The sequence below is a fragment of the Micromonospora sp. NPDC000207 genome (assembly GCF_040300925.1).
Classification (GTDB): domain Bacteria; phylum Actinomycetota; class Actinomycetes; order Mycobacteriales; family Micromonosporaceae; genus Micromonospora.
The window spans coordinates 1-15,664 of the sequence record NZ_JBEPEQ010000122.1 but is presented as its reverse complement, the minus strand read 5'-3'; the positions used below and the strand labels follow the sequence as shown (position 1 = coordinate 15,664).

Genomic DNA, 15,664 nt, shown 5'->3' with positions numbered 1-15,664 from the left:
GACCCGCCGCCAGACCACCCGCGAACGCCAGACCAGCAACACCCAGAACACTCCTACGCAGCACCGAGTTCATCATCGACAGCTCCATCCGGGGGTACGACACCCACCCACAGGGCAGATGCGGACACCGTCAGGCGCCCAACGAAAAAGGGGAAAGATCAAGAAGGGGAAACCCGAGCGGGGAGCCGCGCTCACCTCGCCAGGCCCATGTCCAACGACCGCCGGCCCACAGCCATTCCCGGCCGGACCCACACACCCCGGAGGCTCCTCACCCCCGCCGGTGCCACTCGGTCGTACGGAGGGTGTAACGACTCCACCCCCGCCGCCATTCCACCCCCCGAGTGCCCCCGACCACACCTCCACACCGGGACATAACCGACATCGGGCTCACCGTCGGCGGGACACTCCGGTCAACCCGGGTCGGCGGTACGCGCAGACGACAGTGGGGACCGACCGGCTGCGCCGGTCGGTCCCCACATGCGATGTCGGTCAGCGGGTCACCAGAGCTGGTGGACGACGTCGGCCGCCTGCTCCTCCCACTGGGCGTAGGCGTACGGGAACGCCGACACCTGCACGGTCTGCGCCGCAGTGGTCAGCGGCAGGTCCTCCCAGCCGCCGACGTTCTTGAGGGCGTCGAAGAAGGCGGTCGACGAGTACTCGGGGTCGGTGATCTGGTCAGGCGTGCCCCAACCGGACGACGGGCGCTGTTGGAACAGACCCTGCGAGTCGTGGTCGTTGTACACGCCCAGGTGGCCGAGGTTGTACAGCTTCGACTCCTGTAGTGAGGTGGCGATGCCGATCACGGCACCCCGCTCCCCCACGCCGGTGCGCTTGGCCGTCTCGATGATGGTCCGGGCGTTGTCGATCTGCGCGTCGTCGAGGGGGACCCGCGACTGTGCGCCCTCCACCCCGTGCGGGATCAGGTCGTCACGGGTCGGCTTGGCCGATTCGCTGCGGACCGTGCCGGTCTGCCACGCACCGGTGGTCAGCCCCGACTCGGGCGTACCGGCGGTGCGGGACTTGCCGGTGGCCAGGTCGATGGCGGCCACCGCCCCCTCGTGCGGGGTGGCGGCGAGCGGCGCGGCGACGGCGGTGGGGCCGACGGCGAGGCCACCGATGGCGGCGACACCGACGACGGACAGCGCGGCCTTGCGGTACGGGGTCGTGGCGATGGCGGGGAGCCATCGGGTGAAGTCCGACTTCACGATGGTTGCCCTTTCGATCGTTGCGACGCGCCCGGGGGGTGGGCGCGTACCGGGGGACTTGCTGCCGTCAGCGGGTTTGACAGACGGCCTTACGGGAAGGACAACCCCCTCCACCTTGTCGGTCATTCCGGATATGCCGGATACGGCCGATCGGTGTGGTCCGGGTCACACCTCGACGTCGACAGGGAGCGGACGAACCGGCCGACAGGCACGCAGACACGACCGGGGCGCCCGGTGTCGGTCAGTCGACCGCACCGGGCGCCCCGGTCGTGCGCTGTCTGTGGCTCAGTGCCCCCTGGCGATCCACTCCTCCAGGTGCGGGGCCTCGGCCCCGACGGTGGTGCTGTCCCCGTGCCCGGTGTGCACCACGGTCTCCGGCGGCAGGGTCAACAGCCTGGTCCGGATCGACTCGACGATGGTGCCGAAGTCGCTGTACGACCGCCCGGTGGCCCCCGGTCCCCCGGCGAACAGGGTGTCGCCGGTGAAGACGACGCCCAGGTCCGGGGCGTGGAAGCTGCACGCCCCGGGGCTGTGACCGGGGGTGTGCAGGACGTGCAGGGTGGTCCCGGCCACCTCCACGGTGTCGCCGTCGTGCAGCTGCCCGGCCGGTGGCACGTCGGGGTGGACCATGTCCCAGAGCACCCGGTCGTCGGGGTGCAGCAGGACCGGCGCGTCGACGGCGCGGGCCAGGCGGGGGGCGAAGCGTACGTGGTCGTCGTGGCCGTGGGTGGCCAACACCGCCCGGACCCGACGACCGGCCACCACCTTCAGGATGGCGTCGACGTCGTGCGGGGCGTCCAGGACGACGCACTCGTGGTCGTCGCCGACCACCCAGACGTTGTTGTCGACGTCGAAGGTCTGCCCGTCGAGGGAGAACGTGCCGGAGGTGACGGCGTGGTCGACACGGGCGGCCATCAGAAGATCACCACCGAACGGAGGACGTCGCCGTGGTGCATCTTGGCGAAGGACTCCTCCACCTGGTCCAGGGTGATCTCCTCGGTGACGAAGGCGTCGAGGTCGAGCCGCCCCTGCTTGTACAACTCGGTCAACATCGGGAAGTCCCGACCTGGCAGACAGTCGCCGTACCAGCTGGACTTCAGCGCACCACCCCGACCGAAGACGTCCAGCAGGGGCACCTCGACTGTCATCTCCGGCGTCGGTACGCCGACCAGCACGACGGTCCCGGCCAGGTCCCGGGCGTAGAAGGCCTGCTTCCAGGTCTCCGGCCGCCCCACCGCGTCGATCACCACGTCCGCCCCGAACCCGTCGGTGACCGCCTGGATCGCGGCGACCGGGTCGTCCTGCGAGGCGTCGACGGTGTGGGTGGCACCGAACCGGCGGGCCCAGTCCAGTTTGCGGGAGTCGGTGTCCACCGCGACGATGGTGGTCGCCCCGGCGAGGGCCGCCCCGGCGATCGCCGCGTCCCCCACACCGCCGCAGCCGATCACCGCCACCGAGTCACCCCGGGTGACCTGACCGGTGTTCACCGCAGCGCCGATACCGGCCATCACCCCGCACCCGAGCAGGCCCACCGCCGCCGGCCGGGCGGCCGGGTCGACCTTGGTGCACTGCCCGGCGTGCACGAGGGTCTTCTCGGCGAACGCGCCGATGCCCAGCGCCGGGGTGAGTTCGGTGCCGTCGGTGAGGGTCATCTTCTGCGTGGCGTTGTGGGTGGCGAAGCAGTACCAGGGGCGTCCGCGTCGGCAGGCCCGGCAGACCCCGCAGACCGCCCGCCAGTTGAGCACCACGAAGTCACCCGGCGCGACCTCGGTCACGCCCTCCCCGACCTGCTCGACGACCCCGGCGGCCTCGTGCCCGAGCAGGAAGGGGTAGTCGTCGTTGATGCCGCCCTCGCGGTAGTGCAGGTCGGTGTGGCAGACCCCGCAGGACTGCACCCTGACCACCGCCTCGCCCGGCCCCGGGTCGGGAACCACGATGGTGGTGACCTCGACCGGAGCCCCCTTGCTCCGCGACACGACTGCCCTGACCTGCTGGCTCACGTTGCCTCCCTGCTGGTAGCGGGTGTCCCTCCCGCGAACCTACCGCCGATCGGCCGGGTCGGCTCCGCTCGCGGGTCAGCCGCCCGCCCCGGGGGCGACGGCACTCTCGGCGGCGACCTGCCGCCGAGCCGCGTTGCGCAGGCGTACCACCTGGACCGCCCCGACCGCCCAGAGGACGTACTGCATCGCGAAGGCCCAGCGGAACGAGTCGAGCGTCGGCGGCCCGCCCCCGCCGGCCACATCGAGGACGACGCCGATCGCCAGGATGATCACGATCGAGGCGACGAAGCCGCCGACGTTGACGATGCCGGAGGCGCTGCCGATCCGGTGCACCGGGTTGAACGTCCGGGCGTAGTCGAACCCGATCATCGATCCCGGGCCGCTGACCGCGAGCACCAGGACCAGCATCACCAACAGCCACCGGGGCGCGGGGCCGGGCCAGGCGAGCACCACCGTCCAGGCAGCGGCCTGCGCACCGACCAGGACGAGCACCAGCGAGGAACGGTGGAAGGGGTAGCGGGCACAGAGTTGGGCGATCCCCGGCCCCACCAGCAGCCCGGCGAGGATCATCACGGTGATCAGGCTGGCGGCTGCGGTCGGGGCCAACCCCTGCCCCTGCACCAGGAACGGAAAGCCCCACAGCAGGGCGAAGATCCCACCCGAGAAGGAGGTGACGAAGTGCGTCCACAGGCCCAACCGGGTGCCGGGGTGAGCCCAGGCGGCGGCCAGGTTCCGACGGACCACGGCCAGAGCGGGCGGCGACGCGACGACGACGGCGTGCGGGTGGTCCCGCAGGGCGGCGGCCACCATCAGCGACACGGTGGCGGTCAACCCGGCGGCGGTCAGGAAGGTTCCGCTCCACCCCAGCCACTGCAGCATCGCCACCAGCGGCACCGCACCGACGACCGCACCGAACTGGCCGAAGGTCGCTGTCAACTGCACCAGCAGCGGGTTGCGCCGCCCGGGGAACCACACGGCGACGACCCGCAGCACGCTGATGAAGGTCATCGCGTCGCCGAAGCCGACGAGCATCCGACCGGCCACCGCCATTCCCACGTCGGTGGCGAGGGCGAAACAGATCTGTCCGGTGGCCATCAGGACGGCGCCGACGAGGAGCAGACGGCGGGAGCCGTACCTGTCGAGCAGCACCCCGACCGGGATCTGCATGGCCGCGAGCACGGCGAGTTGGGCCACCGAGAAGGTCGCCAGGGCTGCGGCGTTGATACCGAAACGGTCAGTGGCGTCGACCCCGGCCACCCCGAGTGAGCTGCGGTTGAACACCGCTGTGGCGTACGCGGCGAGGGCCACCGCCCAGACCAGGACGGCCCGACGGCTGACGACGGTGGCCGAGGTGCGACGCCGCACGGCGCTGAGAGGCATGACCCCCATCATCGTCCGAACCGTCCACGGTGGGTGAGGCACCCGCGCCGCGGGTGGCGCGCTTCACGACGGCGGCCGGGAGTTTTCCTCGGATCACATCGCCGGACACGCCGCCGCCAGTCGGCAGAACCGCTGCCCGATGGGCAGAATCGACGCATGTCTTCACACCGGTGGTTGCTCGCCGACCAGCTCGGGCCGCACTTTCTCGACGACCCTGACCAACCGGTGCTCCTCGTCGAGGCCCGGGACCTGTTCCGCCGCCGGCCCGTGCACCGGCAGAAGGCGCACCTGATCCTGTCGGCCCTGCGGCACCGGGCGGCCGAGCTGGGCGACCGGGCGGTGTTGCTGCGGGCCGACACCTTCCGTGCGGCGCTGACCCGCCTCGGCACGGCGGTCGAGGTGTGCCACCCCACCACCCGGGCGGCGTTGGCGTTCGCCAGGTCGGCCGGAGTGAGGGTCCTGCCGCCCCGCGGCTTCGTCACCGGGCAGGCCGAGTTCGCGGCCTGGGCCGACCGGGGTCGGCGGGTCCGGCTCCGGATGACCGACTTCTACCGCGACGCCCGCCGACGGCACGGGGTGCTGACCGAACCGGCCGGCAACCGACCGGTCCGGTCGATGCCGCGCCGGGACCGACCGGAGGCACCCCCTCCCCCACCGATCGAGGAGGACGAGATCGACGCCGGTGTCCGCCGGGACCTCGACCGGTGGGCGGACGAGGGGGTCCGGTTCGTCGGCCGGGACGCCCCCCGGCGTCACCCCGCCACCCACGCCGAGGCGCAGGCCCGGCTGGAGCACTTCCTCCGGTACCGGCTGGCCGAGTACGGCAGGTTCGGCGCGGTGATGAGCGCCGACGACCCGGTGCTGGCCCACAGCGTGCTCTCCTCCTCGTTCAACCTGGGCCTGCTCGACCCGGAGCCGGCCGTACGCCGGGCCGAGCAGGAGTGGCGGGCCGGATCGGTTCCCCGCTCGGCGGCGGAGGCGTTCGTCAGGCAACTGCTCGGCTGGCGCGAGTTCCTGTGGCAGCTGTACTGGTACGTCGAGCCCCGGTGGCGTGCCGACGACTGGTTGCCCGCCGCCGAGCCGCTACCCAGGTGGTTCGCCGACCTCGACGCCGACGCGGTCGAGGCCCGGTGCCTGGCCGACGTCCTGGCCGGGGTCCGCGACCGGGCCTGGGCACACCACTCGCAGCGATTGCTGGTGCTCAACAACTACGCCCTGCAGCGGGGCTGGTCCCCGACCGAGTTGGCCGAGTGGTTCCGGTGTTCCTTCGTCGACGGCACCGGGTGGGCGATGAACGCCACGGTGCTCGGCCTGAGCCACTACGCCGACCTGGGACGGATCGAGACCCGACCGTACGCCGTCGACGGGACCTACGTCGACGAGATCAGCGACTACTGCGGGGGCTGCCGGTACGTGCCGGAGCGGGCCGTCGGGGACACGGCCTGCCCGTACACCGGGGGGTTCGAGAGTTTCCTGCACCGCAACCGGGAACGGCTGGTCTCCGACCCCCGGCTCGCCGCCGAACTGGCCGGCCGCGACGACCCGCACCGCCGGGAGTCGGTGCTGGCCCAGGAGGAGAAGCGGGGCGACGACCCGCCGTGACCGGGGGATGTCACCGGGGTCCGGGGGTGCCGGTGGGCGTGGCGTCCCGGCGGGCGGCCTGCCGGGTCAGGGCCCGGACGACGAGGTCCTGTCCGGTGGTGAGCAGCCGCCCGTACGAGCCGGGCAGGAGCCGGACCAGCAGGTCGGGTACGCGCGCCGACCAGCCGATCAGGACCCGGGGTCGACGGCGACGTACCCCGGTGAGGATCACCTCGGCGGCGCGGGCCGGGTCGATGGTGAGCAGCCGTTCGAACCGGCGCAGCTCACCGGCGACGTCGTCGGCGGGCACGTTGGCGCCCATTCGCGCGTTACGGGCGATCGCGGTCCGGATGCCGCCCGGGTGCACCGAGGTCACGCCGACGCCCTGGCCGACCAGTTCGTGACGCAGCGCCTCGGTGAAGCCCCGGACGGCGAACTTGCTGGCCGCGTAGGCGGTCTGCCCGGCCGGGGCGATCAACCCGAAGGCGCTGGAGACGTTGACCAGGTGGGCGCCGGGCTCGGCCCGCAGCGTCGGGAGCAGTTCGTGGGTCATCTGCACCACCGCCCGGAAGTTGACCTCCATGACCCAGCCGAACTCGTCGAGGGTGATCTGGTCGAACCGCCCGCCGAGGGCCACCCCGGCGTTGTTGACCAGCAGCCGGATCCGGGGGTGGCGGTCCCGGACCAGCCCGGCGGCCCGGGCGGTGTCGGCCCGGTCGGCGAGGTCGACGACGTACCCGGTGACGTCGCGGTCGCCGTGCCGACCGCGCAGGGTGTCGACGACTGCGGTGAGCCCGTCGGCGTCCCGGTCCAGCAGGACCAGGTCGCTGCCCCGGCGGGCCAGCGCGGCGGCCAGCGCCGCCCCGATGCCGCTGGCGGCGCCGGTGACCACTGCGGTCGCCCCGGTGAAGTCGAAGGTACGCACGTCAGCACTCCTCGGTCGGCGGGGTCCGGTGTGGGGCGTCGGCGGGTCCGGGTGGGCCGTCGGTGCCGTGGGAGAACCGCACACCGGCGTCGTCGAGCCGGCCGTACCGCATCAGCAGCAGGTCGCGCAGGTAGTTCTGGTACAGCCGCCAGGGGGTCCGCCGGCCCTGCCGGGGCAGCCGGTCCAGGCTGCGCAGCACGTACCCGGAGCGCAGGTCGAGCAGGGGCGACCGCCGGTCGTCGGGCGGCGGCAGCGGGGTGACGACCCGTCGGCCGGTGCGGTCGAGGTGCCGGAGCAGTCGGCAGACGTACCCGGCGACCAGGTCGGCCTTGAGCGTCCAGGACGCGTTGGTGTACCCGACGGTCAGGGCGAGGTTCGGCACCCCGGAGAGCATCATCCCCTTGTACGCGACGGTGTCGGCGGGATCGACGTCGACGCCGTCGACGGTGAGGGTCATCCCGCCGAGGACGAGCAGGTCCAGCCCGGTGGCGGTCACCACGACGTCGGCGGGCAGGTGCGTACCGGAGGAGAGCCGGACACCGTCGGCGGTGAAGGTGTCGATCCGGTCGGTCACCACCGAGGCCCGACCGGCGGTGATCGCGGTGAACAGGTCACCGTCGGGGGCCACGCAGATCCGCTGGTCCCACGGGTCGTAGTCGGGTGAGAAGTGTCTGTCGACGTCGTACCCCGGGGGCAGGTGTCGTCGTGCGGCCCGCCGCAGGACGCGGCGGGCCAGGGCCGGCGCTCGTCGGCTGAACCGGAACCCGGCGGTGGCCAGCAGCACGTTCTTCCACCGCACCAGCTGGTACGCCACCCGCTGCGGCAGTCGGCCGCGCAGGGCGTCGGCGAGGGCGTCACGCGAGGGCAGCGCCACCACGTAGCTCGGGGACCGTTGCAGCATGGTGACGTGGGCGGCCCGTTCGGCGAGGGCCGGGACCAGGGTCACCGCGCTCGCCCCGCTGCCGATCACCACCACCCGTCGGCCGGTGTGGTCGAGGTCGGCGGGCCAGTGCTGCGGATGCACCACCCGCCCGGTGAACCCGTCGAGGCCCGGCAACGGCGGGGTGTACCCGGCCTCGTGGCGGTAGTAGCCGGTGCAGACGTACAGGAAGGAGCAGGTCAGCGTGACCGACTCGGCGGTGTCGTCACGGTGGGCGTGCACCGTCCAGCGGGCTGTCGCACCGTCCCACTCGGCGCGCCGCACCCGGTGTCGGAGGCGGACGTGCTCGTCGACCCGGTACTCCCGGGCGGTCTGTCCGACGTATCGGCGGATGCTCTCCCCGTCGGCGATGGCCCGGGGGTCCGTCCACGGCCGGAACGAGTAGCCGAGGGTGTACATGTCGCTGTCCGACCGGATGCCCGGGTAGCGGAACAGGTCCCAGGTGCCGCCGAGGGCGGCCCGAGCCTCCAGCACCGCGTACGTCTTGTCCGGGCAGGACCGGCGCAGGTGGCAGGCGGCCCCGATGCCGGAGAGGCCGGCACCGACGATGAGCACGTCCACGTGGTCGCCGGTCATCTCGCCTCCCGGGTGCCTGCCTGCGGACCGTAGCCGCTCCCGTGCCGCCGTCGTCCGACCCCGGTGCTGTCGGGCAGGGGACGGCGCCGGTGGCCGAACTGTGCCACCCTGATCGGCGTCGATGCCGACGTCGGGGGTGAGGGCGACGCTACAGCTGTCGGGGTTGGTTGTGCACGTCGGAACGGCACCTGTCGACCTGACGGTGCCGGCCGGTGGGATCGCCGCCCTGCTCGCCCCGGACCGGCGGTCGAGCACCACGACGGCCCGGGTGGTGGCCGGTCTGGCGCCCGCCGTGGCCGGTCGGGTCCGGGTGGCCGGGCGGGACGTCACCGACCAGCCGCCCGCCCGCCGCCAGATCGGGTACGTCCCCGCCGGTGGGGCCCTGCTGCCCCACCTCTCGGTCCGTCGCAACATCGAGTACGGACTGCGCAAACGCGAACGGGTCGTCAAGATCTCCAACGACTGGGTGGACAGCGTCGTCGAGCAGTTGAACCTGGCTCCGACCCTGGACCTGTTGCCGCACCTGCTCTCCGACGCGCAGCGGTTCCGGGTGGCCCTGGCCCGCGCTGTCGCCGGCACACCGGAGGTGCTGGTGGTGGACCTTCCCGGCACCTCCGTACGCCTCGGGCGGCTCGCCGACCTCCTGCCCCGGCCGGAGCCGTCGGCGAGGTGGGAGAGCGCGGTCCTGGTCTGTTCGACCGACCGTCGGGGGTTGACCGACCTGGGCGTGGCCGACCCGACGGAGGTCGGGCCGGTGACGGGGAGCGGCCCGCCCGGGGCGGCCGGGTGACCGGGGTGCCGCGCCTGAGTCGACGGGGCCTGCTGCGGTCGGTCGTCGCCGTCACCTCGGCGTCCGGGGCGACGGCCTGTTCCGGGCAGGACCGGGCGGTCCGGGTGGCAGTGGTGTGGAGCGCCGACGAGTTGGCGCAGTTCCGGGCGGTGTTGCGCGGGTTCCCGGGTGCCCCGGTGCGGGTGACCAGCACCGGGGAGGACATCGACGCGTTCCTCAACGCCCGGCGTCTGGCCGGTACCAGCCCCGACGTGGCCATCCTGCCCCGCCCCGGCCTGGTCACCGAGTACGCCCGACGCGGGTGGCTGGCACCGGTGCTGCCGACCGCCACCTACCGGTCCCCCACCGGGCTCACCGAACTGCTGACCTACCGGGGGGTCGGGTACGGCGTCTGGGTCAAGGCGGCCCACAAGTCGCTGTTCTGGCACCTGCCGTCCCGGTTGCCCGAGCGCCCCGACACCTGGGACGCCCTGGTGGGGCTCACCCGGCGGCTGGGTGCCCTGGCCGTGCGGGGCGCCGGGCCCGCCCCCCTGGCCGTCGGGGCGGCCGACGGGTGGGTGCTGACCGACTGGCTGGAGAACGTCCTCGCCGACGTCACCACCCCCGAGGAGTACGACCTCCTCGCCCGGGGCGAGGCCGACTGGCGGGAACGGCCGGTGCAGGCGGCCCTGCTGCGTCTGGCCGACCTGTGGGGTACGCCGGGGGCCTTCCCCGGCGGGGGCAGGCGGGCGCTGCTCACCCAGTTCCAGGAGTCGGTGATCCAGGTGGTCCACCAGCGGGAGGCGGTGATGGTCTTCGGTGCCGACTTCGCCCGGGGGGTGGCCCGCGCGTTCGGCCGCGACGGCGAGGAGCCGGCGACGTTCCGGTTCCCGGCGGCGAACGCCGACGACGAGCCACCGCTGCTCGTCGGCGGAGACGCCGCAGTCGCCTTCACCGGGTCCGACCGGGGGGTGGCGCTGGTGCAGTGGCTCACCGAGACCGCCTCGTTCGCGCCCTGGCGGCAGGCCGGCGGATACCTGTCGCCGGACCTGAGCGTGCCGCTGCGGGAGTACGCCGACGGTCCCACCGGTGACCTCGCCCGGGAGCTGCACGCCGCCGCGAGTCCCCGGTTCGACCTGTCCGACCGGCTGCCGTCACCGTTCACCGGCACCGACGGGGTCGGGATCTGGCGGATCATGCAGGACTTCTTCGCCGACGTCACCGCCGGTGCGCCCCCGGCCGGGGCGGTCAACCGGACGACCGCCCTGTTGGCGGCGGCGGCGCAGGACACGGAGCGCGGAAGGTGAGCCGGCCGCCCGTCCTCGGCGAGCTCGTCGTCCTCGACGACGTGGGTCGCCCCCGACGCGGTCGGGCCTATCCGGCGGCCGGTGGCACCTCGGCGTTGCTGCTGCCCGCCGTGCTCCTGCTGGGGGCGCTGCTGCTCTGGCCGGTGCTGCGTACCCTGCACGCCAGTGTCACCACCGACGGACGGTGGGTGGGGACGACCCACTTCCGTGACGCCTTCGCCACCCCGGGGGCCGGGGCGGCGGTGGGCCGTACGCTGCTGTGGGCGGTGCTGGTGCCGGCCGTGGTGACCACCCTCGGCTACCTGCTCGCCACCGCCTCCCGACGGACGGCGGAGGGGGGTCTGGTCCGGCTGATCCTGGTGCTGCCGATCGCGCTCCCGCTGGTCGTGACCGCTGTGACCTTCCGGCTGCTGCTCGACCCGGCCCCCACCCGGGGGCTGGTCGCCCGGGTGCTCGGGGCGGTCTGGCCCGGCCCGGTGGACACGGTCCCGCTGCCGCTCGGTCCCGGGTTGGTGACGGTGTCCCTCATGGCGGCGTTCGTCTGGGCCTGGGTGGGTCTGGCCGTGGTGATGTTCCGGGCCGCCCTGGAGGCGGTGCCGCCCAGCCTCGCCGACGCGGTCCGGGCCTTCGGCGGCAACCGGCGCGACGTGCTCTGGGACGCCCAGTGGCGGCCACTGCTGCTGCGGACGGTGGCGGTGGTCTTCGCCCTGGTGGCGATCGGGGCCAACCGGTCCTTCGACCTCATCCTGACCATGGCACCCGGCTCGGTACGCGACGAGGCCGCCGTACTGGCCGTCCGGGTCTGGCAGACCTCCGGTGGCACCACCACCGGCCCGGGTGCCGCCCTGGGGGTGATCTGGCTGGCCGCCGTGGCCGCCGGCATGTTGGTGGCGGCGTTGTTCATCAGACAGTCGTGGCCTCCCCCACGGCCCGCCGACCCGCCGGAGGTCGACCCGACGCCCCCACCGTCACGCCGGTTGCGGCTGGTCACCGCCGGTGCCGCGATCGTCTGGCTGGTCCCGTTGGGGGTCCTCGTCGCGACCTCCCTGCACGCACCGGTGGACGCGGCGGCGCACGGCTGGTGGAGCACCCCGCCGAGCCTCGACTCCTACGCGGCCGTCCTCACCGACCCGGACCTGTGGCGCAGCCTGCTGTTCACACTGCTGCTCTCCACCGGCGTCACGGTGGCGGTGCTCGGCGTCGCGCTGCTCGCCGCCTATCCCCTGGCCTGGTTGACCGGCCCGCCGGCGCAGCTGACCGGGGTGTTCCTGACGGCGGCGGTGGTGGTGCCCGTCCAGATGATCGCCGGTCCGGTCAACGAGGTGCTGGGCGCGGTGTACTCCTCCGGGACCACCCACGGTCTCGCCCTGGTGCACGTGGCCCTGGGGGTGCCGTTCGCGGTGCTGGTGCTGCGCAACGCCTTCGCCGACCTGCCAGCCGAGCAGGTGCGCGCCGCCCGGCTCGGCGGCCGACACTGGTGGGGGACCCTGCGGGAACTGGCCCGGCACAACCGGTCGGCAGTCGTCGCGCTCGGCGTCCTGCAGTTCGTCGGGGTGTGGAACGACCTGGTGGTGGGGCTGCTGTTCAACGCGGCGGAGACCGCCCCGCTGGGGATGTTCCTCTACGGCCAGGCCCGGCACTTCGTCGCCAACAGCGGGGTGCTGGCCGCCGGGTCGGTGCTCGCCTCGATCCTGCCGGTGCTGCTGGTGGTGGCGGCCCGCCGGCACCTGGTGACCGGGCTGGTCTCCCGGGGCATCCGATGACCGGGTCCCGACGACCCCGTTGGCCTGCGGCGGTCGCGGTGCTCACCCTGGTCGGTGGGGTGCTCGGCAACGTGGCGAGCAACCTGCTCTCCGAGCTGGCCGACACCCTGCTCGGTCCGGCGAGCATCGCGGTGGCGGTGGTCGGTGCGGTCGCCGCCGTGGTGATCGAACTCCGTCGGCGACGGACCGAACGCACCGATCCCGCCGACCCGACCGACGTCGTCACCGCGCCGTCGACGGGAGCACCCACCCTGCCCTACCCGGCCGGGTTCACCGGGCGGGTCGGGCAGGTCGACGCGGTCGTGACACTGCTGCGGACCACACACGCGGTGGCGGTGGTGGGTCGGCGGGCGGTCGGCACGTCGGCCTGCGCGGTGCAGGCCGCGAACCTGTGCCGCGACGAGTTCCCCGACCAGCAGTACTACCTCGACCTGCGGCGGGGCGGTCGGCAGCGCTCACCCCGGGAGGTGCTCACCGCCCTGGCCCGGATCCTGGGTACCACCGCCCCCGCCGGCGAGGGGGTCGACGACCTGGAGGCCGCCGCCGACGAGCTGCGTTCGCACCTCGACGGACGTCGGATCCTGTTGGTGCTGGACAACGTCGACCGACCGGAGCAGGTGCGGGCATTGCTCCCGCCGGCCGCCCGGACCTGTCGGCTGCTCCTGGCCGGGACGCCCGGACTGGCCGCCTGCGAGGGGCTGGTCCCGTACTGGCTCGAGGAACCGGACCGGGCGGACGCCGTGGAGTTGTTCGCCGCCGCCGGGGGTGCCGTGTCGGCCGCCCGACGGCACCTTCCGGACCCGCATGTCGACCCGGCGGTCGCCGAGATCGTCGACCTGTGCGGGCGGCAGCCCCGGGTCGTGCGGGCGCTCGGCTACCGGACCGCCCAGCACGGGTGGCGCTACACCGACGTCCGGGACAACCTGCGGCACGTCGCCGCCGCCCCGCCACACCAGCGGACACCGGTCTCCCCGGCGGTACGCCTGGTGACCGACCGGGACACCGCGTACCACGCGCTGTCGTGGCAGGCGCGACGGTTGTTCCGGCTGCTGTCGCTCAGCCCCGCCCCGCTGGACCGGCCGGCGATCGGGGCCCTCGCCGGTCGACCACGTCGGCAGGTGGCGGCCCTGCTCGACGAGTTGGCCGCCGCGGCCTTCGTCGGTGGGGCCGCCGGTGACAGGTACGACCTCCGTCCGCTGCTGGTGCCGTACGCCCGGTTGCACCTGCGTAGCGCCGACACCGTGGGACGGCGGGTCGCCGCCCAGGCCCGACTGACCCGCCACCTGGCCCGGCGGGCCGAGCGCCACGCGGCCAACCTCCAGCTGACCGGGGCACTGCTGGGCCGGGAACGGTCGCTGCTGCCGGACGACGATCCGTACGCCTGGTTCGACCTGCACCAGGATCTGCTCCTGGCGGTGGTGGGGGTCCCGGCGGGGGCTGCCGACACGCTGCCCCGGCGGGTCCGTCGATGGTGGTTCCGGCTGGCCGTGGCGCTCTGCGGGTGGCTGGCCCACGCCGACCGGTTCACCGAGTGGCAGAAGGTCTGCGACCTGGTCCTGGCGACCCCGACGGCCGGTGACCGGCCGAGGATCGCCGGGTGGGCGCACAACGAGCTGGGGGTGTTGCGTCGGCGGCAGAACGACCCGCACGGTGCCGCCGCCGCGCTCACCCTGGCGGTCGCCGAACGCGGCCGACGGGGCACCGCGCAGGCCCGGATGAATCTGGGGCTCGCCCTGCTCGACCTGGGTCAGGTCGACGACGCGGTGGAGCATCTGGAGCTGTCCCGGCGGCACCGGTCGGGGGCGGACCGCTCGGGGCACGCGTTGACCGACCTGGGTCTGGGAGCCGCCCGGCTGACCCGGGGTGAACCGGAGGCCGCCCACCACCACCTGGTGCGGGCGGCCAACACCTTCCGGTCTCTCGGGGACGCCCGGGGGTACGCGGCGGCGTTGGCCAACCTGATGCTGGTGTACCACCGGCTCGGGGAGCATCTCGACGCGGCGCAGGCGGGGCGGGCGGTGCTGGACGAGGAGAACGCCGGCCCGGCGATCCGGGCCGGTGCCCTGCTCAACGCGGGAGCGATCCTGTTCGCCAGGGCGACCGAGGACACCGGGCCGGACGGATCAGCACGGTCGGTGGGGGTCGACCGGCGACGGCTGGTGGAGTCCTACCGGCTGCTGACCCGCAGTCGCCTGCTGCGGCACGGCCGTCCGTCGCAGGGGTCGGGTCGTACCCTGCTCTGCCTCGGTGACGTGGCGACGGCGCTGGGGAAGCCGGCGGTGGCCCGTCGACACTGGTCGCGGGCCGCGCAGGTGTACCAGGAGATCGGCGACGCGGGCGGGCGGGCCCAGGCGCGACAACGGTTGTCCGAGGGCTGACCGGTCGGGGCGGTGGTCCCCGGGTGGGTGGGAGGCGGGACACTTGTCGTACCCGGCAGGTCGTCGGGGCAGCGAGTCGAGGGAGCCACCGCAGCGTGCCCGAACTGCCGCTTTCCGTCCCCACCGGCCCGGGTCACGGCGCCGAACTGCGGGCAGACTGTTCCCGCTGCTTCGGGCTGTGCTGCGTGGCACCGGCCTTCGCCGCCTCGGCCGACTTCGCGATCGACAAACCGGCCGGGCAGCCCTGCCCCCACCTGGGTGGAGACTTCCGCTGCGGTACGCACGACCGGCTGCGGGACCGGGGGTTCGCCGGGTGCACCGTATTCGACTGCTTCGGTGCCGGTCAGCAGGTCGCCCAGATCACCTACGGCGGGCGCAGTTGGCGGGACGATCCGGACACCGCGCACACGATGTTCGAGGTGTTCGCGGTGATGCGTCAGTTGCACGAGTTGCTCTGGTATCTCACCGAGGCGTTGGCGCTGCGGCCTGTCGAGCCGATCGCGGGTGAGCTGCGGCGGGCGCTGGCCGAGACGACCCGCCGGACCGAGGGTTCCCCGCAGGAGTTGCTGGCCCTGGACGTGGCCGCCCACCGGGCGAAGGTCAACGGGTGGCTCTCCCGCGCCGGTGACCGGGCCCGGGGCCGGGGCGGACTGGACCGGCGGGGTGCCCACCTGCTCGGGGTGGACCTGCGCCGTACCGACCTGCGCGGGGCGAACCTGCGGGGGGCGGTGCTGCTCGGCGCCGACCTGCGCGGGGTGGACCTGACCCGGGCCGACCTGACCGGTGCCGACCTGCGGGGTGCCGACCTGCGGGGGGCGGACCTGCGCCGGGCGCTGTTCC

The 15,664-nt window shown here is 73.6% G+C and carries 12 protein-coding genes; 6 read left to right on the top strand and 6 right to left on the bottom strand.

Annotation, left to right across the window (positions count from 1 at the left end; translation table 11 throughout):
- Positions 1-497: 497 nt before the first annotated feature.
- From ABT336_RS23465 to ABT336_RS23450, 4 genes are all read right to left on the bottom strand, one after another.
- Positions 498-1,205: a hypothetical protein gene (locus tag ABT336_RS23465; RefSeq protein WP_350899099.1), complete on the bottom strand. Its 708-nt coding sequence runs from the start codon at positions 1,203-1,205 to the stop codon at positions 498-500.
- A 285-nt stretch (positions 1,206-1,490) separates the two neighbouring features.
- Entirely contained in the window at positions 1,491-2,120 is a 630-nt protein-coding gene (locus tag ABT336_RS23460) for an MBL fold metallo-hydrolase (RefSeq protein WP_350899097.1), read from the bottom strand.
- Positions 2,120-3,205, bottom strand: a complete 1,086-nt coding sequence (locus ABT336_RS23455) for an S-(hydroxymethyl)mycothiol dehydrogenase (RefSeq protein WP_350899095.1) — start codon at positions 3,203-3,205, stop codon at positions 2,120-2,122. Before ABT336_RS23455 ends, ABT336_RS23460 begins: the two co-directional genes overlap by 1 nt.
- A gap of 75 nt (positions 3,206-3,280) precedes the next feature.
- Complete coding sequence (locus tag ABT336_RS23450; protein ID WP_350899093.1) at positions 3,281-4,585, bottom strand: MFS transporter; 1,305 nt, start codon at positions 4,583-4,585, stop codon at positions 3,281-3,283.
- Between the two features lie 156 nt (positions 4,586-4,741).
- Between ABT336_RS23450 and ABT336_RS23445 the strand changes: the two genes are divergently transcribed.
- Positions 4,742-6,187, top strand: coding sequence for a cryptochrome/photolyase family protein (locus ABT336_RS23445; RefSeq protein ID WP_350899091.1), 1,446 nt, complete (start codon positions 4,742-4,744; stop codon positions 6,185-6,187).
- A 10-nt stretch (positions 6,188-6,197) separates the two neighbouring features.
- Here ABT336_RS23445 and ABT336_RS23440 read toward each other — a convergent pair whose 3' ends face one another.
- A complete protein-coding gene (locus ABT336_RS23440; RefSeq protein WP_350899089.1) occupies positions 6,198-7,091 on the bottom strand; it encodes an SDR family NAD(P)-dependent oxidoreductase in 894 nt (297 codons plus the stop codon).
- A gap of 1 nt (position 7,092) precedes the next feature.
- The gene (locus ABT336_RS23435; RefSeq protein WP_350899087.1) at positions 7,093-8,607 is read right to left on the bottom strand and encodes a flavin-containing monooxygenase; all 1,515 of its coding nucleotides are present in this window, start codon (positions 8,605-8,607) and stop codon (positions 7,093-7,095) included.
- Between the two features lie 169 nt (positions 8,608-8,776).
- Here ABT336_RS23435 and ABT336_RS23430 point away from each other — a divergent pair, with 169 nt between their 5' ends.
- The 5 genes from ABT336_RS23430 to ABT336_RS23410 all read left to right on the top strand — a co-directional run.
- Positions 8,777-9,397 carry an ATP-binding cassette domain-containing protein gene (locus tag ABT336_RS23430; RefSeq protein ID WP_350899102.1) on the top strand — a complete coding sequence of 207 codons (621 nt, stop codon included), beginning with the start codon at positions 8,777-8,779 and terminating at the stop codon, positions 9,395-9,397.
- 5 nt (positions 9,398-9,402) lie between these two features.
- On the top strand, positions 9,403-10,683 hold the full coding sequence (locus tag ABT336_RS23425) for a hypothetical protein (protein ID WP_350899085.1): 1,281 nt from the start codon (positions 9,403-9,405) through the stop codon (positions 10,681-10,683).
- The gene (locus ABT336_RS23420; protein WP_350899083.1) at positions 10,680-12,446 is read left to right on the top strand and encodes an ABC transporter permease; all 1,767 of its coding nucleotides are present in this window, start codon (positions 10,680-10,682) and stop codon (positions 12,444-12,446) included. The genes ABT336_RS23425 and ABT336_RS23420 overlap by 4 nt, the downstream gene beginning before the upstream one ends.
- Positions 12,443-14,824: a hypothetical protein gene (locus tag ABT336_RS23415; RefSeq protein WP_350899081.1), complete on the top strand. Its 2,382-nt coding sequence runs from the start codon at positions 12,443-12,445 to the stop codon at positions 14,822-14,824. Before ABT336_RS23420 ends, ABT336_RS23415 begins: the two co-directional genes overlap by 4 nt.
- Positions 14,825-14,919: 95 nt before the next feature.
- On the top strand, positions 14,920-15,664 hold a 745-nt coding region (locus ABT336_RS23410; RefSeq protein ID WP_502891243.1), incomplete at its 3' end, for a pentapeptide repeat-containing protein.